This is a genomic window from Peribacillus sp. NPDC097197, from assembly GCF_050278025.1.
In the GTDB taxonomy this organism is placed as follows: Bacteria; Bacillota; Bacilli; order Bacillales; family DSM-1321; genus Peribacillus.
In genome coordinates this window covers 35,852-56,891 of the sequence record NZ_JBNNST010000005.1, presented here as the reverse complement: position 1 = coordinate 56,891, position 21,040 = coordinate 35,852, and the positions used below count along the sequence as shown (strand labels likewise).

19 protein-coding genes and 2 other annotated features are annotated in these 21,040 nt (G+C 41.5%); of the genes, 2 read left to right on the top strand and 17 right to left on the bottom strand.

Annotated elements, in window-relative coordinates; genetic code table 11:
• Positions 1 to 8: 8 nt before the first annotated feature.
• From ACQKL6_RS08520 to ACQKL6_RS08505, 4 genes are all read right to left on the bottom strand, one after another.
• Entirely contained in the window at positions 9 to 614 is a 606-nt protein-coding gene (locus ACQKL6_RS08520) for an anthranilate synthase component II (protein ID WP_407407924.1), read from the bottom strand.
• Positions 611 to 2,005, bottom strand: a complete 1,395-nt coding sequence (gene trpE, locus ACQKL6_RS08515) for an anthranilate synthase component I (protein WP_402868080.1) — start codon at positions 2,003 to 2,005, stop codon at positions 611 to 613. The genes ACQKL6_RS08520 and trpE overlap by 4 nt, the downstream gene beginning before the upstream one ends.
• Before the next feature lie 153 nt (positions 2,006 to 2,158).
• Positions 2,159 to 2,391 (bottom strand) — a binding site (T-box leader).
• Positions 2,392 to 2,426: 35 nt separating this feature from the next.
• Positions 2,427 to 2,664 (bottom strand) — a binding site (T-box leader).
• A 69-nt stretch (positions 2,665 to 2,733) separates the two neighbouring features.
• Entirely contained in the window at positions 2,734 to 3,006 is a 273-nt protein-coding gene (locus ACQKL6_RS08510; RefSeq protein ID WP_402868078.1) for a UPF0223 family protein, read from the bottom strand.
• A gap of 46 nt (positions 3,007 to 3,052) precedes the next feature.
• Positions 3,053 to 4,012 (bottom strand): NAD(P)H-dependent flavin oxidoreductase, encoded by a 960-nt coding sequence (locus ACQKL6_RS08505; protein ID WP_402956155.1) that lies wholly within the window; start codon positions 4,010 to 4,012, stop codon positions 3,053 to 3,055.
• A 338-nt stretch (positions 4,013 to 4,350) separates the two neighbouring features.
• Between ACQKL6_RS08505 and ACQKL6_RS08500 the strand changes: the two genes are divergently transcribed.
• A complete protein-coding gene (locus tag ACQKL6_RS08500; RefSeq protein WP_427650963.1) occupies positions 4,351 to 5,808 on the top strand; it encodes an aminotransferase class I/II-fold pyridoxal phosphate-dependent enzyme in 1,458 nt (485 codons plus the stop codon).
• Between the two features lie 163 nt (positions 5,809 to 5,971).
• On the opposite strand, the gene ACQKL6_RS08495 is transcribed toward ACQKL6_RS08500, so the two are convergent.
• The 5 genes from ACQKL6_RS08495 to hutH all read right to left on the bottom strand — a co-directional run bounded on the left by ACQKL6_RS08495 (position 5,972) and on the right by hutH (position 11,753).
• Positions 5,972 to 6,097, bottom strand: a complete 126-nt coding sequence (locus ACQKL6_RS08495) for a GapA-binding peptide SR1P (RefSeq protein ID WP_402868072.1) — start codon at positions 6,095 to 6,097, stop codon at positions 5,972 to 5,974.
• A gap of 203 nt (positions 6,098 to 6,300) precedes the next feature.
• Positions 6,301 to 7,296 (bottom strand): agmatinase family protein, encoded by a 996-nt coding sequence (locus tag ACQKL6_RS08490; RefSeq protein ID WP_427650962.1) that lies wholly within the window; start codon positions 7,294 to 7,296, stop codon positions 6,301 to 6,303.
• Positions 7,289 to 8,566 (bottom strand): imidazolonepropionase, encoded by a 1,278-nt coding sequence (hutI, locus tag ACQKL6_RS08485; protein WP_427650961.1) that lies wholly within the window; start codon positions 8,564 to 8,566, stop codon positions 7,289 to 7,291. Before hutI ends, ACQKL6_RS08490 begins: the two co-directional genes overlap by 8 nt.
• Positions 8,567 to 10,234 carry a urocanate hydratase gene (gene hutU, locus ACQKL6_RS08480; protein ID WP_427650960.1) on the bottom strand — a complete coding sequence of 556 codons (1,668 nt, stop codon included), beginning with the start codon at positions 10,232 to 10,234 and terminating at the stop codon, positions 8,567 to 8,569.
• A gap of 16 nt (positions 10,235 to 10,250) precedes the next feature.
• Positions 10,251 to 11,753, bottom strand: coding sequence for a histidine ammonia-lyase (gene hutH, locus ACQKL6_RS08475; protein ID WP_402987734.1), 1,503 nt, complete (start codon positions 11,751 to 11,753; stop codon positions 10,251 to 10,253).
• A gap of 323 nt (positions 11,754 to 12,076) precedes the next feature.
• On the opposite strand from hutH, the gene ACQKL6_RS08470 reads away from it, so the two are divergent.
• Entirely contained in the window at positions 12,077 to 12,511 is a 435-nt protein-coding gene (locus ACQKL6_RS08470) for a DUF1885 family protein (RefSeq protein ID WP_402956145.1), read from the top strand.
• Positions 12,512 to 12,776: 265 nt separating this feature from the next.
• Here ACQKL6_RS08470 and ACQKL6_RS08465 read toward each other — a convergent pair whose 3' ends face one another.
• The 8 genes from ACQKL6_RS08465 to ACQKL6_RS08430 form a co-directional block, all read right to left on the bottom strand.
• Positions 12,777 to 13,019: a hypothetical protein gene (locus ACQKL6_RS08465; RefSeq protein WP_402868059.1), complete on the bottom strand. Its 243-nt coding sequence runs from the start codon at positions 13,017 to 13,019 to the stop codon at positions 12,777 to 12,779.
• Between the two features lie 192 nt (positions 13,020 to 13,211).
• Positions 13,212 to 14,024 carry a polysaccharide deacetylase family protein gene (locus ACQKL6_RS08460; RefSeq protein WP_427650959.1) on the bottom strand — a complete coding sequence of 271 codons (813 nt, stop codon included), beginning with the start codon at positions 14,022 to 14,024 and terminating at the stop codon, positions 13,212 to 13,214.
• Between the two features lie 64 nt (positions 14,025 to 14,088).
• Entirely contained in the window at positions 14,089 to 14,346 is a 258-nt protein-coding gene (locus ACQKL6_RS08455) for a hypothetical protein (RefSeq protein WP_402868055.1), read from the bottom strand.
• A 247-nt stretch (positions 14,347 to 14,593) separates the two neighbouring features.
• Positions 14,594 to 16,006: a dihydrolipoyl dehydrogenase gene (gene lpdA, locus ACQKL6_RS08450; RefSeq protein ID WP_402987728.1), complete on the bottom strand. Its 1,413-nt coding sequence runs from the start codon at positions 16,004 to 16,006 to the stop codon at positions 14,594 to 14,596.
• A 3-nt stretch (positions 16,007 to 16,009) separates the two neighbouring features.
• Positions 16,010 to 17,392 (bottom strand): dihydrolipoamide acetyltransferase family protein, encoded by a 1,383-nt coding sequence (locus tag ACQKL6_RS08445; RefSeq protein WP_402956139.1) that lies wholly within the window; start codon positions 17,390 to 17,392, stop codon positions 16,010 to 16,012.
• 121 nt (positions 17,393 to 17,513) lie between these two features.
• Positions 17,514 to 18,491 carry an alpha-ketoacid dehydrogenase subunit beta gene (locus ACQKL6_RS08440; protein ID WP_402956137.1) on the bottom strand — a complete coding sequence of 326 codons (978 nt, stop codon included), beginning with the start codon at positions 18,489 to 18,491 and terminating at the stop codon, positions 17,514 to 17,516.
• 3 nt (positions 18,492 to 18,494) lie between these two features.
• Positions 18,495 to 19,610 carry a pyruvate dehydrogenase (acetyl-transferring) E1 component subunit alpha gene (pdhA, locus tag ACQKL6_RS08435; RefSeq protein ID WP_402956135.1) on the bottom strand — a complete coding sequence of 372 codons (1,116 nt, stop codon included), beginning with the start codon at positions 19,608 to 19,610 and terminating at the stop codon, positions 18,495 to 18,497.
• A 633-nt stretch (positions 19,611 to 20,243) separates the two neighbouring features.
• Positions 20,244 to 20,909, bottom strand: a complete 666-nt coding sequence (locus ACQKL6_RS08430) for a YkyA family protein (RefSeq protein ID WP_427650958.1) — start codon at positions 20,907 to 20,909, stop codon at positions 20,244 to 20,246.
• Between the last annotated feature and the right edge of the window lie 131 nt (positions 20,910 to 21,040).

Genomic DNA, 21,040 nt, shown 5'->3' with positions numbered 1-21,040 from the left:
TTTTAAAATTATAAAATGGATTGTTCCTTCTCTAATTGATATGCATCCGCAATCTTATAAAATTCATGTAACAGTTCTTTGCCAATCTTTGTTCCAATTGATTCAGGGTGAAATTGGAGACCATACAGCGGATAATCCCGGTGTTTCAATGCCATGATCTCTCCATCGTCCAACGCATTCGCCGTAACTAGTAACTCAGGAGGCACGCTTTCCCTCTCAACTACCAGGGAATGGTAACGCATCACTGGGAATTGATGTTCCTGATTAACAAAAACCCCCGTCCCATCATGCTCAATAACCGATGTCTTTCCATGCATGATTACTTGTGCTCCAACCACTTTCGCACCAAAAGTTGCGCCAATCGCCTGATGACCAAGACAGATTCCCAAGATAGGAAGCTTCTTATAAAAGGAACGAATGATTTCCATACTCATTCCCGCATCTTCAGGTCGTCCTGGACCTGGGGAGATGATGATTGCCATTGGGTTCATGTCCTCAATTTCAGCAATGGTGATTTCATCATTCCTTTTCACAATCAAATCTTTCTCGACTTCTCCTAAATATTGATACAAGTTGTAAGTAAATGAATCATAGTTATCAAGCAACAAAATCATTTTTTATTTACCTCCATCAACGCCCGAGCTTTATTCTGTGTTTCCTCATATTCGGTTTTCGGATCCGAGTCATATACAATTCCCGCTCCGGCCTGTACGTAGGCATGCCCCTCCTTGATAATCATCGTCCGTATGGCAAGGGCCATATCCAGGTCACCTCCGAAACCAATAAATCCAATTGATCCTGAATAGACGCCTCGCTTACAGTTTTCAAGTCCATTGATCAATTCCATGGCCCTGATTTTTGGGGCACCAGATACAGTCCCAGCAGGCTGACAGACCGTTAAAGCATCTAAACTCGTAAATTCCTCCCTAAGCTTGCCGCTAATCTTGGAGGCAATATGCATCACATGCTGATATCTCTGAATTTCCATTTCTTCCGTAAGATGAATCGAACCAATTTCACAAACCCGCCCGAGATCGTTTCTTCCCAAGTCTACAAGCATCCTATGTTCAGCCAATTCCTTCTCGTCCATCAGTAAGCTTTTTTCTAACCCCTTATCTTCCTCAACCGTTTTTCCCCTAGGTCGTGTACCCGCGATGGGATTCACATGCACCATACCGGCTGAAACACTGATTAAGCTTTCCGGCGAAGAACCCAGAACGGTGTATTCTCCAAACTCAATATAGAACATGTATGGTGATGGATTGGCTAAGCGAAGTCGTCGATATGCATCGAACGGCTCTCCATCAAAGTCAGCCTGGAACCTTTGTGATAACACGATTTGGAACACTTCACCCGCTACGATCGCTTCCTTCGCTTCAAGCACCATTTTCTCGAACTCCACCTGACTGAAGTTCGAATCGAATTCCAAAAATTCCGACGATAATTCTTGTGACGGTTTACTCGGTTGATTGATTTTCTCCTTCATATCCGCTAAACTTTTTTTTCCATCGTCTTCGGCAGTCAAAAGATGAATCTTTTGCAGGACATGGTCGAATATGTACAATTCCTTAAAGAATAGAAAATGGGCATCTGGCATCTGAAGTGGATCAGGGGGTACATCACCAATCTTTTCAAATAAACGAATAACATCATACCCCAGGTACCCGACTGCACCCCCATTAAATGGGGGAATATTCACCGGGATACCCTCAAGTTCAACCAACAGTTGATCCTTCAGGAACTCGATGATGTTCGCTTCCTTCACTTCCTCTTCCCCGGATACAGAATCCTTGACGTGAACTTGATTGGCTAATGAAGTGACCTCCAAATAAGGATTGGACCCTAGATAGGAATAGCGACCATTATCATGATGTGAATTTGAGCTTTCGAGCAGGAATTTTTTCTTATCATTTAATTTGCGAAATATGGAGATTGGTGTGTGAATATCCCCTTCTATTGTTTCCATTTTAAAATGAAGTTTCTTTTTCTCATTCAAAGAATTCATGAACAATCCCTCCCTTTATGTCAATTACGTTATACGTTTCTTTTCTCCCGCCGTCAGAATAGGAGGTGGAGCTTATCTTTTTAATCCTTCGTCATAACATCGTCAGAAATGGAACATATAAAAAAATCCCCTGCAAACACAAATATTGTGCTTGCAGAGGACGGAATACCGCGGTGCCACCTCAAGTTGGAAAAATCACTCTTTTTCCCTCTTACAGCAGGATATATCCTGCACACCCTTTAACGGAGGCAACCGGGTTTCCCTACTTCATTTCAAGAAACCACTCATAAGTCCATTCATCTTCCTACTTCGTACCGGTTTTCAGCTATTCCGGCTCTCTGTGACGATGCTAAAGAAAGATTACTACTCTTAATCAAAGATTTAATTATCCATTTTAAAAAAACGCAAAAAAGCCCCTCATCCAAAGGACGAGGAACCCGTGGTACCACCTTAATTAGCTATAATAGCTCACTTTACGGCACAAAAAACATTACATGCCTGTCTCCATTAACGATGAGATAATCGCCAAAGCCTACTCCGTCATCCGTTTCGGTTTGGGGCTCGGAAGTCCATTCGCTTAAACTTGTTCACCAGTTTTCAGCAACCACTGGCTCTCTACAGAACAATATTAAGGTACTATTCTTCGTCACTGCCTTTATCTTTTCTTGTTTATTATGTTAAAACATAATTTTCAGGAAGTCAATAAAGTTTTCTAACAATTGAAAATTTTATTTCATTTTAATCCAATCACCATCTGCAAGAGCTTTCGCTTTCTTAATAACATGATAGGCAGAATACGTGCTGGCCGATTCGAATTCGTCCGTATACCTCTTTTCATCCGCCTTACCGGGGACAATCACCTTAAAACGGCGATAGGCATTCATGAATGCTTCTTTTTCAATTTTACTTTCATAAGCTTTCTCGACTGCTTCAAAAAATTTAATGACGTCGACGATTTCTTCCGTTGACCAATCAAGATCCATAGGATATTGATAATCCATACTTATTCACTCCTTCTAGTTAAATCCTGTTGAATGGGGAACTTTCTCACTCAGCCCACTTTGAGCGAATGGCCTCCGCCTCACTGATGATACGTTTGAATAGCTGGGCCGTCGTTGGTACATCATGGATCATCCCCATGACCTGTCCTGCCCAAGCGTAGCCTTCGTCCTCGATTCCATCATGAATATACCTTTGGTTTGCTTCTCCGCTTATGTAATCCTTCAATTGCTCGTATCCACCGTTTTCTTTTTCAATTTCAAGAATCTTATCCGTCCAGCTATTAGAAATGACGCGGGCAGGAGCACCAATTGAACGCTTAATGACAACGGTATCATTTTCTGTTCCGGAAACCAAGGCATTTTTATATAATTCATGGGCATGGACGCATTCCTCGACAGCAATGAATCTTGTACCCATCTCGATACCTTCGGCTCCAAGGGCCAATGCAGCCATTAACCCACGTCCATCCCCGAATCCACCTGAAGCGATTACGGGAATGCGCACGGAGTCAACCACTTGCGGTATCAATACGGATGTACCGATATCATCCCTGCCTAAATGACCTCCGCCTTCCTGCCCGACCACCATCACAGCATCCGCACCCAATTGTTCGGCTTTGACGGCCTGCCTCTTTGCGGCAACTAGCACAAGCTTCTTTACAGGCGTATCTTTAAGAAATTCTAGAAATGGAGCAGGGTTGCCACCAGTTACCGAGACAATGGCAATTCCTTCTTTCATCGCTGCCTCAAGCATATGTTCATAGGGCCTGCCATGCTGACCAATGGCGAAATTGACGCCAAAAGGCTTATCCGTCATAGCTTTTGTCTTTCGGATTTCCTGAACCAATTGATCCGGGTCATTCAACGACATGGCCGTTACCTGTCCCAAACCCCCAGCATTCGAAACCGCTGCAGCCAATTCCGCATAGGCAAGGTGTGCCAATCCCCCTTGCACAATTGGATACTGTATCCCCAATAAATCAGTCACGCGAGTTTTCCATTTCAAGAACATCTTCCCCCTTGTCCATTCTTTAATACTCTACACGAATCATTATGGCAAATACTGTTTATTTATTCAAATCATAAACTCACCTATATCAGGAAGTTCATTCAACAATCGCTAATACATTTCATTTGCCTAGTTTCATAGATTCTTTCGCCTTAGCTTGCTATTTTAGGGTTAAAAAGTATAACTAGGCATTTATTGTTAGACATGCTATAATTCTTTTGTTTTATGTCTACCCATAATTCGCAGCCCGATTTAATAGAGGCTGACACGCAGAATAATATACTGCAGTAAATGGAGTATTTTTATATATTATATTGAAAAGGGGCTACAAGAATTTGTCACAGAATGAAACACCCTTATATACTGCTTTGTTACAGCACTCAAAAAAGAATCCTGTTCAATTCCATATTCCAGGTCATAAAAAGGGGAAAGGGATGGATCCCGATTTTCGTGATTTCATCGGGGAAAATGCCTTATCGATAGATTTGATCAATATTGCCCCACTTGATGACCTCCATCAGCCAAAAGGAATAATCAAAAAAGCTCAAGACCTAGCAGCTGAGGCTTTCGGGGCTGACCATACATTCTTTTCGGTACAAGGAACAAGCGGTGCAATCATGACGATGGTCATGTCGGTCTGCGGACCCGGAGATAAAATCATCGTTCCGAGGAACGTACATAAATCCGTTATGTCAGCCATCGTATTTTCCGGTGCCGTTCCCATTTTCATTAATCCTGAAATCGATAAAGACCTGGGAATCTCCCATGGAATAACTATAGAAGCCGTTGAAAAAACACTAAAGGAACACAGCGATGCCAAAGGACTTTTGGTAATCAACCCGACTTACTTCGGCATTTCGGCAGACTTGCAGAGTATAGTGGAGTTGGCACATACTTACCATATGCCGGTGCTCGTTGACGAAGCACATGGGGTCCATATTCATTTTCATGAAGAACTGCCACTATCCGCCATGCAAGCTGGAGCCGATATGGCAGCTACGAGTGTTCATAAACTTGGAGGTTCGATGACGGGCAGTTCCGTTTTAAATGTAAAGGACGGACTGGTTTCCGCAAATCGGGTCCAGGCAATTTTAAGCATGCTCACAACGACCTCGACATCCTATATCCTTCTTGCATCACTTGATACAGCCAGAAGGCAACTAGCAACGAACGGAAGGGAAATGATCGATGGTGCAATAAGGCTTGCTGAATATGCAAGGAACGCAATCAATGAAATTCCTTATTTATATTGTGTAGGGAAAGAAATATTGGCGAGTAAAGCTGCCTTTAGTTATGATCCGACAAAATTAATCATTTCTATTAAAGAATTGGACCTTACCGGATATGACGTGGAGAAGTGGTTGCGTGAGAAACATAATATCGAGGTGGAGCTCTCTGATTTATATAATATCCTTTGTTTGATCACCCCAGGGGATTCCATAACGGAAGTGGATATATTAATCAATGCCCTTAAAGACTTATCGGAAGAATTTAAGGAGTGGGCTGCCGATCATGGAAGAATCGAAGTCCTGCTTCCCGATACTCCGCCACTTGCCCTATCGCCAAGAGAGGCCTTCTATGCGGAAACCGAGGTGGTGCCTATCGAGGAATCCGTAGGAAAGATCAGTGCAGAATTTATTATGGTCTATCCCCCTGGGATCCCGATTTTCATACCGGGTGAACTGATCACCGAGGACAACATTGCCTATATCCAGAAAAATATCGAGGTGGGCCTTCCCGTCCAAGGTCCTGAGGATCCAGAAATTAAATACTTACGGATCATTAAACATTAAAGAAACGGTAAAAACCAGAGCAATCAGACATACGCTCTGGTTTTTACTCGTCGTTTACAATCATAATCGTTCCTTAATTGGGTCTTCCCTCATGGAAAAAGGGCGTCCAGGTTATATTTTCTGGAACACCCTCAAAATCTATTATCAGTCAATGTTGTATGTCCTATTCCTTAGAGGCAGCTGTATCACAGCTGTGGCAGTTGTGATTATGTGTATAAAGTACACTTACTTTTTCATCTTCAAAATGATCAATCGTGCTGTTGCAAGTTTGACAAACGATAGTTCCCATTTTTACAACCCCTTCCTCTATATTGTATGCATGAAACGATTAATGTAACCGCTTTATTACATTATAATATAGCACATTTAATATTTCAAGCTATAAAGTATGTCATATATAGATTTTTCCAATTCGTTATTTCATAAATTCCAATATTAGAAATTCCCCATTGTTTTCATTGGCTTCAGGAAAACAAGTCCTGATTAGCGTTGCTATTCCCCCCTGATTTGTAGACCGCATATCATCGTCAGAAAAACAGAAGTACCAATCTGTACCGTTGCCTGGTTCAGCGTATCCCTGAGCGGGTCCAAACATACGATATCAAAAGCCCTCACCTTGTCATGGCTTCCGGCAAGAAATACAGCTTCCAGCAATTCCCCCGGTTGCATCCCACCAGTAGTCGCTGCTGGAACACCAGGAGCAAACGCCATGTCGAGAACATCCATATCAATCGTCACGTAAATCATATCCACTTGATCATTTAAATGAGCTAATGCCTCTTTTATCACCTGTTCAAGACCTTGCTTCCTGGCTAATCGTAAAGGGACATACCTGACTCCTTTCTTCTTTGCATAGTCAATTAAATCCCTGGTGTTATAAAACCCATGCAAGCCAATATTATGGATATGCTTTCCCTCGACAATGCCCGCTTCAATCAACTGACGCATGGGTGTACCATTAGTAGGACCGTTTTCTGAAGGATCCCGCAAATCAAGATGCGTATCGAATTGCAGGATACCTATTTTACTATCAGGATAGATTTGCTTCATTCCTTTCACCAGCATGGCTGTTGTAGAATGATCACCGCCAATTCCACCAATCAAGGAATTCCGGTACATATCGTGAACAGCAGCGGATGTCTCCCTAATCGACTGATGACAAAGGCTGATATCCGTTCCATGCATGGGTGCATCACCTAAATCCCATACCTGCATCCCAGAGAAATCCACATCATAATCCATGTTATAGGTAGAAAAGCCTTTCCATGAACGACGAAAATAATCAGGGAACTCCGATGCTCCCGATGGGCTGATGGATGACCTGGATAGTGGGGCCCCAAAAAAGACACAATCCGGTTCATCCATATCTCCTGCCATTCTCTGCTCATCAATTGTCCGAATCCACTGGTGGACCTTCGCTGGGTGGGCTGCCGGGAATGCTTCCTTCCTCCAAGTAAAAGTTGCCGGTTGAAGATGAACGTCACTCAACAAGCGCTCCCCCTTTCACAACGACTCTTCCTTTTTTTATGACGGTATGTGTGTGATTGACTCCATAAAAATACTGAAGTTTCGCAAAGTGATCTACGTCAAAAATCGTGATGTCCGCCTTTTTGCCGACTTCGATGCTCCCGATTTCCTCAGCACGATCAATGGCATGGGCTGCATTGATTGTGACGGCCGTTATCGCTTCAGCAGGACTCATCCCCATCTTCATACAAGCAAGATTCATCATGAAAGGTAGAGATACCGTCGGCGAAGAACCCGGATTACAATCCGTGGAAAGGGCGACCGGTACACCTAGATCAATCATCTTTCTGGCATCGGCGAATTTTTTCATTAAGAAATAGGCTGTTCCCGGTAGTAAAACACCAACCACCCCCGCTTTTGCCATCTTCTTCATCCCCGTAATCGATGCTTCTAGCAAATGATCTGCTGAAATGGCCCCTAATTCAGCCGCAAGCTCCGCTCCTTCATACGGCTCGATTTCATCCGCATGAATTTTAGCCTTCAGTCCGAATTTCTTTCCGGCCTCCAAGATTTTCTTTGCCTGTTCGGGGGTGAATACGCCTTCTTCGCAAAATACATCGTTAAACTCCGCCAATTTAGCTTGTGCAACTGCAGGGATCATTTCATTAATGATTAAATCAACAAAAACTTCAGGGTTTTCTTTAAAATGTAGGGGGACGGCATGGGCACCCATAAAGGTTGAAACAACATCAATTGGATGTTGTTCATGAAGTAACTTTGCCACTTCAAGCTGTTTTCTCTCCGTTTTCCAATCCAAGCCATAGCCACTTTTCGCCTCGACTGTCGTCACCCCTTGTAGAAGAAATCCGTTCATGCGTTCCAAGCTCTCTTCAAACAACTGGGTGTGACTCGCTTTTTTCACAGCCTCGGTCGTCGCATATATGCCCCCGCCATGATTCATGATATCCATGTAAGTGGCACCTTCGAGGCGTTGATTAAACTCCTTTTCCCTGCTTCCGACAAATACTAAATGGGTATGTGGATCTACCAAACCAGGCGTAACCAACTTGCCCGTTGCATCTAGGGTCTCGGCTTGAGCTAGACGATGCGTGTACATTTCCAGTAAAGCACTCGTTCTGCCTACCGCTTGAACGATTCCGGCTTCGAGCCAGACGCTTCCATTTTCGATGATTTGCAAGTCTGACATTTCTGCCTTAATCCTGGGGGCTTTCATCTTTCCGTCGAGTGTGATCAATTGGGCCGCGTTTTTTATGAAAATGGGTCTACTCATCTACTTCTCTCCCAACATCGGCATATGAATTCCCTTTTCCTTGGCTGTCATAATCGCCAGTTCGTAACCGGCATCAGCATGGCGCACCACACCCATTCCAGGATCTGATGTAAGTACCCGCTCAAGCCTTGCTTCCGCTTCCTTCGTACCGTCCGCCACTATCACCATGCCAGCATGAATCGAATAGCCCATACCGACACCGCCTCCATGATGAACCGAGACCCAACTTGCCCCGCCAACAGCATTGATTAATGCATTTAAGATTGGCCAGTCGGAAACGGCATCACTGCCATCCATCATCGCTTCTGTTTCACGGTTAGGCGAAGCAACAGAACCTGCATCCAAATGATCCCTTCCTATCACAATCGGCGCTTTCAATTCCCCAGCTTTGACCAGGTCATTAATCATTTTCCCGAGCCTGGCCCTGTCTCCATATCCAAGCCAACAAATTCGGGCTGGAAGGCCTTGAAAGGGAATTTTCTCCTGCGCCAGTTTTATCCAATTGCATAGATTCTGGTTTTCTTTGAATTCTTCGAGCAAGACTGCATCAATTTTATAAATATCCTCGGGATCTCCCGATAAGGCAGCCCACCTGAATGGGCCCTTCCCTTCGCAAAAAAGCGGACGAATATAAGCCGGGACAAAGCCTGGAAAACTAAATGCCTGATCCACGCCTTCATCTTTTGCCATCTGACGAATGTTGTTTCCATAATCAAAGGTGATGGCCCCCTTTTCCTGCATACTCAACATGGATCTAACATGGCTGGCTATCGTTTGTTTAGAGGCAACAACATATGCCTTCGGATTATCTTGTCGAAAACGTCTGGCTTGTGCTACCGTCATTCCTGAAGGGATATAGCCATGTAACGGGTCATGGGCGGATGTTTGGTCCGTCAATACGTCAGGGATGAATCCACGTTCAATCAGAAGTGGCAAAATATCTGCTGCATTTCCAAGCAGACCGATGGATAAAGGTTCACCCGCCTGCCTTGCTTTTTTCACAATGGCAATCGCCTCATCCATATCGGATGTTTTACGATCGAGGTAACCGTTTTTTATTCTCCGGTCGATTTTGGTTTCATCCACTTCAATGGCGAGACAGACCCCCTGATTCATGGTAACCGCTAACGGCTGCGCTCCTCCCATTCCACCAAGGCCGGAAGTCAAGGTGATGGTATGTTTTAATGACCCTTGGAAATGTTGCCTGGCAAGCTCCGAGAATGTTTCATACGTCCCCTGAATGATTCCTTGGCTACCAATATAAATCCAGCTGCCAGCAGTCATTTGTCCATACATCATCAATCCTTTTTTATCGAGTTCATGAAAGTGATCCCAATTGGCCCAGGCCGGCACGAGGTTGGAATTAGCTAACAAAACTCGAGGCGCATCCGGGTGTGTTCTGAAAACGGCCACAGGTTTCCCTGATTGAACCAATAAGGTTTCATCCGTCTCCAATTCATGTAGCGTTTTCATGATTTTGTCATAGCTTTCCCAATTTCGAGCTGCTTTGCCTATCCCTCCGTATACAACCAGTTCTTCTGGATTTTCAGCTACTTGAGGGTCAAGATTGTTCATCAGCATCCTTATCGCCGCTTCTTGAATCCATCCCTTCGCATGAAGAGTAGAACCTTTGTAGTTCACAATTTTCCTTTGTTCCTTAGCTCCCATGTTTTTCACCCCTTATCTAAAAGTCATGCATCCATTCCGTAAAGTCATACGTTTTCAACCACGTGGTACAGGCTTCAATATCAGTGGAAAACATTCGGTCAGACTTAATGGTCGGTACAATTTCCCTGGCCTTTTCATAAAATTGAAAAGTCTTCGGACTCATATATTCTGTACCTCTATATTCAACGCCTTGCATCGCCGTAATGCATTCAATCGCCAACACCCTCCATGTATTCTGGATTATTGCATAAGCATGTCTAGCAGCGATGGTCCCCATGCTCACATGGTCCTCTTGATTAGCTGATGAGGGAATGGAATCGACACTCGCAGGATGAGCTAGCGTCTTGTTTTCCGAGACGAGTGATGCTGCACAATATTGCATGATCATCGCTCCTGACTCCAGTCCAGGTCTGGCACTTAAAAAGGGAGGGAGATCATTCAATTGGGGATTAACGAGCCGCTCAATCCTTCTTTCCGATATACTTGCAACTTCCGCAACCCCTAACTTTAAGAAATCCATGGCAAAGGCAATCGGCTGTCCATGAAAGTTCCCCCCGGATATTACATGGTCACCTCCATCAAAAATCAGCGGATTATCGGTGGCTGCATTCATTTCAATTTGCAATTTTTCTTTTACATATCCGAATACCTGCCAGGAGGCCCCTAGGACCTGGGGGATGCACCGGAGCGAGTATGCATCTTGCACCCGAATTTCCCCTTGCCTGGAAGTAAGCCTGCTTCCTTCGAGCCACTTCCTCATTCTCTTGGCAACAGCAATCTGTTCCGGGTATCCTCTTGCTAGGTGAATCCTTTCATCAAACGTGTCTATAATCCCATTTAATGCTTCGACAGTCATCGCGGCAATCGCTTCAGACAACCATCCGATTTTTTCCGCTTCCAGAAAGGCCACCACCCCCATCGCCGTCATGGCCTGCGTACCATTGATTAGTGCGAGCCCTTCTTTGGCTTCCAACTCGATTGGTGAAATGCTTTCCAGTTTCATGGCCACGGAAGCATTCACAATTTCTCCTTTATAAAAGACCTCTCCCTCCCCCACTAATGCAAGCGCTAAATGTGAAAGTGGAGCTAAATCCCCACTTGCACCAAGAGATCCCTGCTGTGGGATAACCGGATGTATCTCTGCATGTAAAAGTGCCAATAAAGTAGAGATGACTTCAAGTCTCACGCCTGAAAAGCCTTTAGCGAGAGCATTTGCCCGAAGTAGTAGCATAGCTCTGGAAACACTTTCGGGAAATGGGCTTCCTACTCCACAGGCATGAGATTGGATGAGGTTATATTGTAGTTGTTTTACATCTTCGGTATCGATAAATACATCACTGAATTTCCCAAACCCAGTCGTAATCCCGTATAGTATGCGTTTATCCAAGACAATTTTTTCTACTGCTTTCCTGCTATTCAAAACATTTTCCAGAGCATTTTGGGAGAGGGTGACCTTTTCCTTCTCAAATATGACCTTTTTTGATAGATTTACCGTTAAATCCTCACCAGTAAGAATCATGCCCTACACCCCTTTAACATAGTAAAGGAGCTGCATCACTTTAAATAAAGCGATACAGCCCCTTTTTTGTAGCAACTACAATTGAATCGATACCATGTATAGTCATATTCATCTCACTCCTGGAAGAATATTAATTGTTTAAATTTTACAAATAAAAAAGGCTATTTGTCAACCTGTTATTACATATTTTACCATAAAACTGTATCTGGTTTGAGAATGTGAGGAAGGAATTATCCCAATTACAGTTACATATAGATAGGTATATAAAATATCCATTTAATGTTAATCTATTATAAAGAAAACAAGGAAAAGGAGGCTGAATAATGATTGAAAATGCCTATATCAAACTAGTCCCGGAGTCTGTGAAAACCAATGTCACGATTGAGGACGTGAAGGAATTACTCACCTATTACCAAATGGTCACCTCAAAAACAGGAAAGCAACTGGATTGGGACTATGATAAAAAAGCCTTTCCTTATGATATGAAAGAGCCGGATGAAATGAAGGGGAACATGATTTATTTACAGTCCAATGTCGACCGTTATCATATGATATTAATTGGGGTCGACCAAGAAATCATTCAAGATGAGGACGGCATGGAACGGATTCAATCATATATCCAATTCACTCTTCCTGAAACAGCTACATTCGGGGATAAAGGCAAAGCTAATGAATTATGTAAATTCCTCGCAAAAAAATTGCAAGGCCAACTCCACCTCTTTAATAAACGAATCATGTATTATTATCCCAGAAAGTAATGAACACCCCTTAAGGCATTCGTATAAGGATATAGACATCTATATTAAGGCTAAGTCTAAAATAGTCACAATTTCCAATCATTTTTTCTTTGGTAAGGTACGTGAAAGAATCATTATTTAATGGATGGTTATACTTCTGCAATAATAATTTATGACCTTATTTCGAATCTCAACTTATCAATACGGGTAGATTATACGAAAAAGGAACCAAAAGCATTCTCCTTGAATGCTTTTTTCTTTTGGTTACAATAATAATGAGTCATGATTATTGACCTATCAAGTGAATTAACTTAATGTTGATGGATGTATTATTTGTATTATTAGGAGGAAATGGTTTGAAGAAACTAATCACACTCATAATATCTTTTTGGGTTCCTGGTGCTGGGCATCTATTCTTAAGCTTACATCCTAGTTGGGAATGGGCATCAAGAGACAGAAAGCTATTTAAAAGAGGTATATTTTTTGCTTTGGCATATTTAGTGTCTTGCTTACTTGCGTTCGTCTCCATAGGGTTCATTCTTGCCCCTATTGTGATAATATGTGCAATGATTGACAGCTATAGACAAGCGAATAAGATTCTATAAAAGCAAAGTCCTGAACTGTTGTTCATCATAAAAGGCATTCGGAATATTTCCCGAGTGCCTTTTTAATCGCAAAGTAATAATCAATGAGACCGATTTCGAATGATTAATAGATACTTTTATGCAGGGGTTTCTATTAATCTGGGATCAAGGAATGTGTAGCCTTTTTTTTGAAAACCATTTACGATATCTTCAATCGCGTCATGCGTCCATTTCCGATCATGCATCAATAAGTTCGCTCCATTCGATAAATATGGACTATTTAACATGATATTCGTTAAAGCCTTATCATTTTGATACTCTTTTTCCCAATCATAGCCATAGGTCCAGTTCATAACCAACATTTTTTCTTGTTTCGCAATTCCTTTGGAATATTCGGTATTCGTCCCGAACGGAGCCCGGATGAATTTGGGCCGCTCCCCAACGATTTCTTCTACCAAATCATTTAATTTAACGATTTCTTTTTTTTGAACCACATCAGTCTGTTCCTTCAAGTTAACGTGAGAATATGTATGGTTCCCAATTAGGAAGCCCATATCATGGATTTCCTTCAATATTTTTTTCTTTTCATCATCTTCAATAAAATGGCCATTCACAAAAAATATAGCTGGCACTTGAAGCTCATGGAGCGTTTTTGCAATGTCTAGTGAATATTTATCAGGTGCATCATCAAATGTCAAAAGGACAACTTTCGGATCAGCATCTTTAATTGGTTCAAATGACCAATTTGCCTCATTCAAACGATATTGGACTTGAACCTTCTCCTCTTCTGCCTTCCCTTTTTCAATTGGTTCCTTCCGTTTCTCACTAAGCTCTACTTCTTTTTGTTCATTTTTGATATTGCTCGATGTTTCGACGGTTTTTTGATTTTGTACAGGGGTAACATCCATTCCATTACACCCCATCAATACAAGTGATATCATCGCAAACATGCACAAGGGTCTGATAAGCATAATTCCTCCATTGGTATAAGTCGCATCACGGCGTAAACCTCATTCAATAAACAGGTACTAATGTTTCTAAAAGGATTTGCAATACACCATAACAGAGTAAACTGATAACGGTGACTAGCAACGTCCTTCTATTGGATTTCAGTATCATTTTTCCGATATAAATGGCTAAATAAGAAAAGACCAAAAACATGAATACTTTAAAAACAAAACGATCATTGACTGACAGCCATTCAACCACCGTATATCCACTCCAAACAATTAGTTGAAAAAGGATGACAAGATAATCTTTCAAGTGATCCACCCCATTTATATGAACAATTGGCCGTTGCTTTATTTCGGCAAACTTGTTCTCAAGTCACACCGCTCCTGCTATTTTTTTATCCTATTCTACAAATTTCAAACCTTTTTCCCTATTAAAACGGATCATGTTCTTTATAAATATATGCCCGTCTTCACATTTCATTAAGTATTTCGGATCGGTAACCTTAACTTATAACGAAAAAAAAGCACACTGCCCAGGAAGGGCAGTATGCTTTTTGGGAAAATAATTATTTGATGATATGGATAGGAGTTCCAAGGGCTACTTCAGCAGCTTCCATTGTGATTTCCCCTAAAGTTGGATGCGCATGAATTGTCATCGCGATATCTTCAGCAGTCATTCCTGCCTCGATAGCTAAACCAAGTTCTGCAATCATATCAGAAGCGTTTGGTCCTGCGATTTGTGCGCCAATTACCAATCCGTCTTCTTTACGGGTAATAAGCTTCACAAAACCGTCCGTGCTGTTCAATGAAAGAGCACGTCCATTTGCAGCGAACGGGAATTTAGAAGCTAATGCTTCGATTCCTGCTTCTTTCGCGTCTTTTTCATTATAACCTACAGAAGCAAGTTCCGGTTCAGTGAATGCCACAGCCGGAATCGCTAGGTAGTCAATTTCAGAAGACTCGCCAGCGATAGCTTCCGCTGCGATTTTTCCTTCATAAGAAGCTTTATGTGCTAATTGAGGTCCAGAAACGATATCACCAATCGCGTAAATGTTTTTCACATTTGTACGACATTGTTTATCAATTTCAATCAAGCCTCTGTCCGTCATTTTGATGCCGACTTGTTCAAGACCGATTTCAGATGTATTCGGACGGCGACCTACTGTCACTAACACATAATCCGCTTCAACTTTTTTCTCTTCGCCTTTTACTTCATAAGTAACCGTAACGCCAGTTTCAGTTTCTTCCACGCCTTTAGCAAGAGCTTTTGTAACAATTTCAGCACCTTTGTTTTTAAGGTTCTTTTTAACTAGGGCTGCCATTTGTTTTTCAAAACCTGCAGAAAGAATTTCTTCTGTACCTTCAAGGATCGTTACTTTCGTTCCAAAGCTTGCTAATGCGCCGCTAAGCTCTGTACCAATGTACCCTCCGCCGATAACGACGATTGAACCTGGTAATTCTTCCAAAGCAAGAGCACCAGTAGAATTAAGTACACGTTTAGTATATTTAAATGACGGGATTTCGATTGGTGTAGAACCAGTTGCGATAATCGCGTTTTTAAATGTATATGTTTGAGCTGAGTCTTCATTCATGACACGGATGCTATTTTCATCTACGAAGTAAGCTTCTCCTGACACGACCTCAACTTTATTTCCTTTTAATAGGCTACTTACGCCACCTGTCAATTTATTTACAACAGATTGTTTCCATGCTTGCACTTTAGAAAAGTCAACAGAAACCTTTTCCGCAAAGATCCCCATATCTTCTGAATGCTGAGCATTATGGAAACGGTGACCTGCTGAGATCATCGCTTTTGAAGGGATACAACCTACGTTCAAACAAACTCCGCCAATTGATCCTTTTTCAACAACTGTTACTTTTTGTCCAAGCTGTGCTGCGCGAATTGCGGCAACATACCCCCCAGGTCCTGAACCTATTACTAATGTATCTGTTTCGATCGGAAAATCTCCTACTACCATTGTTTACGCCTCCATTAACAATAATTCTGGGTCGTTCAATAACTTTTTGATGTGATTTAATGCATGCTGAGCAGTGGCCCCGTCAATAATACGGTGATCAAAGCTAAGTGATAATGCCAGAACTGGAGCGGCGATAATTTCCCCGTCGCGAACAATTGCTTTTTCGGCAATGCGTCCAATCCCTAGAATGGCAACTTCTGGATGATTGATTACAGGTGTGAACCATTGACCGCCTGCGGAACCGATATTCGTGATGGAGCAAGAAGCGCCTTTCATTTCATTGGAAGCCAACTTACCATCACGAGCTTTCGCAGCTAATTCATTAATTTCTTGTGAAATAGCAAAAGTTGATTTTCGATCTGCATCTTTTACAACTGGAACTAACAGACCTTTTTCTGTATCTGCCGCAATTCCGATATTGTAATAGTGTTTATGGATAATCTCACTTGTTTCATCATCAAATGATGTATTAAGCATAGGAAATTCACGTAATGCACTAGTTAAGGCTTTAACAACATAAGGTAGGAATGTAAGCTTGATTCCTTTTTCTGCAGCAATATCCTTGAATTTCTTACGATGGGCAACTAGCATCGTCACATCAATTTCATCCATTAATGTAACATGAGGAGCCGTCTGTTTCGACTTAACCATTGCCTTGGCAATCGCTTTTCTCATGCCGCTCATTTTTTCGCGTGTTTCAGGGTATTGCCCTTCTGGAATTGCCACTTTCGTATTATCTTCTTTCGTATCCGAATCTATTTGTTGTGAAGCATCATCACTTTGACGAGCTGGTTCTTTTGAAGCGGATGTGCCATTTTTGAAAGCATCTATATCTTCTTTCATGACGCGGCCATTATCTCCTGAGCCAGTAATCTCGCGAATATTTACCCCTTGTTCCCGTGCATACTTTCTAACAGAAGGCATGGCAATGATACGTCGTGTAGGATCTGCTTCAACCTGTGGCTGAGATCCCGCCTTTGGTTGAGCTCCTGCGCCCGTTTCTTCACTATTTTCCTGAACCGGTGCAGCTTCTTTATTGACTTTCTGTCCGCCTTCAGCAGTAGCTTGAACCTGAGCTTCAGTATCTTTATCACCTTCTGCTTTCGCTTCTTCCCCATGATCCCCTTTAAACTGAAGATCTTCATACCCAGGAGCATCAAAAGTGACAAGTACATCTCCGACTACAGCCACCGTTCCTTCTTGAACAAGAATTTCTTCAACGGTACCTTTCACCGGTGATGGAATTTCGACTACAGCTTTATCGTTCTGAACTTCACAAAGTACGTCATCTTCTTGAATTGTATCTCCTGGTTTAACAAACCATTTTACTATTTCACCTTCGTGTATACCTTCTCCGATATCAGGGAGTCTAAATTGGAATGCCACTGAATTCAACCTCCTATATTAAATCATACTTAGGGCTTTGAATAAAGCCCTTTGTCATGTATTTCTACTAATGAGAAAGACTCTCCAAAGCCTTTACTTTCATTCTTCTCATTAAAAGTAATTAGAATTTCAACACTTTTGTCGCTGTTTCGATAATATCTTTATAATTTGGAAGCCATACCGTTTCAGCCTGAGAAAATGGGAAAACTGTATCGGCAGCCGTCACTCGTAAAACGGGAGCATCCAGACTTAAAATAGCACGTTCGTTAATTTCTGCTACAACATGTGCTGCTACACCAGCTTGTTTTTGGGCTTCTTGAACGACAATGGCCCGTCCCGTTTTTTCAACAGAGGCAATAATCGTATCAATATCCAATGGAGAAACAGTACGAAGGTCGACCACTTCTACCGAATGTCCTTCTTTAGCCAATTCTTCCGCAGCCTTGATGGATTCCTGCACCATCGCACCATACGTAATAATGGATAAGTCCGTTCCTTCTCGTTTTACATCTGCTTTTCCTAATGGAATCGTATATTCTTCCTCAGGAACTTCCTGACGGAAAGAGCGATATAATTTCATGTGTTCAAGGAAAATGACAGGATCGTTGTCGCGAATTGCTGAAATCAACAAACCTTTTGCATCGTATGGAGTGGAAGGAATAACTACCTTTAATCCAGGTTGCTGAGCCATTAATCCTTCTAGACTATCCGCATGCATTTCAGGAGTATGAACTCCACCGCCAAATGGAGAACGAATGGTAACCGGTGCATTGTAGCGACCGCCTGAACGGTAACGCATACGAGCAAGCTGTCCACTGACTGAATCCATTACTTCATAAATGAATCCAAAGAATTGTAATTCAGGAACAGGACGGAAACCTTGTAAGGAAAGACCGACTGTCAATCCACCGATGCCTGATTCTGCAAGGGGTGTATCGAAAACACGTTCTTCACCGAACTCTTTTTGAAGATTTTCAGTCGCCCGGAACACTCCTCCATTAACGCCGACATCTTCTCCAAAAACGAGTACGTTCTCATCATTTTTAAGTTCTGTACGTAATGCATCTGTAATTGCTTGAATCATCGTCAATTGAGCCATGGCTTACTTCGACTCCTTTTCTTTATAAATTTCATATTGTTCTTTTAGGTTGTAAGGCATTTCTTCAAACATGATTGAAATAAGGTCTGTCACTTTTTGTTTTGGTTCTGCGTCAGCCTTTTTGATTGCTTCTTTTATATCTTCTTTTGCTTTCTCTATCGTTTCATTCTCTAATTCTTCATTCCAAAGCTCTTTATTTTCCAAGAACTTACGAAGTCTAACAAGTGGATCCTTTTGTTCCCACTCATTATCCAAATCCGTTGTCCGGTAACGCGTTGGATCATCCCCAGCCATAGTGTGAGGTCCATAACGGTAAGTCAAGGTTTCAATCAGTGTTGGGCCTTCTCCATTTATGGCGCGCTCACGTGCTTCTTTCACTGCAGTATAAACCGCTAATGCGTCCATGCCGTCTACCTGAATGCCTGGAATACCAGCAGCCACCCCTTTTTGGGCCAATGTTTTAGCTGCAGACTGCTTATCGACAGGTGTTGAGATTGCAAACCTATTATTTTGTACAATGAATATAGCTGGCGCTTTAAATGCTCCGGCAAAGTTGATTCCTTCATAGAAATCCCCTTGTGAAGTTCCTCCATCACCCGTATATGTTATCGCGACAGCTTTTTTACCACGCTTCTTAAGACCAAGTGCTACGCCGGCAGCTTGAATATATTGGGCGCCGATAATGATCTGTGGTGAAAGGACATTCACATCTTCCGGTATTTGATTCCCTTTAAAATGTCCTCTTGAGAATAAGAAAGCTTGCCAAAGTGGCAGGCCATGCCAAACGATTTGTGGAACATCACGATACCCTGGAAGAATGAAGTCCTCTTTCTCCAAAGCAAATTGAGAAGCTATCTGAGAGGCCTCCTGCCCTGCGGTAGGCGCATAAAAACCTAATCTTCCTTGTCTGTTAAGGGAAATAGAACGTTGATCCAATATCCGTGTATATACCATACGGCGCATCAATTCCTGTAATTGTTCATTACTTAAGTCAGGCATTGCCGCTTCGTTCACGACTTCTCCCTCTTCATTTAAGATTTGAAACATTTCAAATTGTTCTTCAACTTTTTTCAGCTGGTCTTGAACATTAATTTTAGCCTGTTTAGTTTTCTGAGCCATTTGGCACCTCATCCTTTCATTAAAAAGGTTAGTAATTATTATTCTATAAAGCAAAATGATTTGTCTTATAGTTTCTTCAAGAACTTATTGTTTTATTTTCCCCTTAAGAATAATCTCTCAAACAAGGGAATCGTATTTATGTCTTAATCTTAAGCTGTACCAATAAAATAATCAAGAAATATGATACAAGAACTTTGGTAAATTTAGTGTACAAGATGAATTAACATCAAGTCAATCACTTATACTTCCCTACATTCAAAATTTCATTAGTTTTATTTTCCACTAATCGACCCTCTGTTATAGTTTTTGTTATGCATCTGTACTATAAACTTTGCCACTTTTAGCTGCCATAAGATGCCAAAGGATAGTATTTCGCTTCAACTCCTATTCCTAAAGAATCAATCATGACCTTTATCTAAAGGCATTTCCAACTTTTGAATAGTATTGTAAAAAAACTTTATATACTTTCAATCGTCTCAACTGTTAGAATTTCTTTATTTATTTTCCCTTAGTACAGGTCAGTAAATATTTCCGTTGAGTTTTTTCACTTTTTAACGGAAATCTGATCATTTTATTTTCTTACCCAAACGCACATAAGGCTATGAGCAATGCCCATAGCCTTATTCCTCTTCTTTAATCTTTGTCAGAGTCCGTTTTTTTTATGCCTGCCGTTTCATAAAAGCTATCTTTTTCTTGATTATATTTTGTTGTTACCGCATTAAATTTCTCATTGGCTTTCACAACTTTTTCATATGTTGTATTAATTTTATCAATTTGACTTTGGAGTTCATCCATTTTTAGATCCTCTTTTTTGAATAGTTCATATAGTTGCTTATCATTCGCTAAGCTTTGTTGATAGGTTTTGTATACGTCCTCATATTTTTCATATCGTTCATTCATTGTCTTTTCCATTTTGACAGCTTCTTTTTTTACCTTTTGATCTTCAATTTTATCAGTTTGCCCTTCCATTTTGTCGAATTGCTTTTTCGAGGCATCCATACTCTCTTTTTCTTTTTCGATTAACTCTTCTCGTTTTTCGATATTTTTTAATGCTTCGTCGGAAAGTTCCACGATTTGGTCATACTCTTTCATCCCGAGTTTGATGATTTTTTCATATATTTCTTTTTCTTCTTTTTCCAAATCATTTAAAGGCTCTTGTTTCTCTGTAAAATTACTTTCTTTCTCAACTGTCTTGTCTAGAATTTTAACGACTCTTTCCTCAGGTGAACCGCTATTCATACATCCGGTCATCATTATGACAGAAACAAACAAAACGACGTATAGACGATAAAGCTTCAAAACTAACACTCCCTCTGATCCTTCTATTAGGATGTTTTTAAGAAATTCCCACATCTGAATTTAATAGCAGTCACTACACGCGTTCCACTACCGAAAACAGGATATTTTTCAAGTCTGGGTTAGAGCCTACA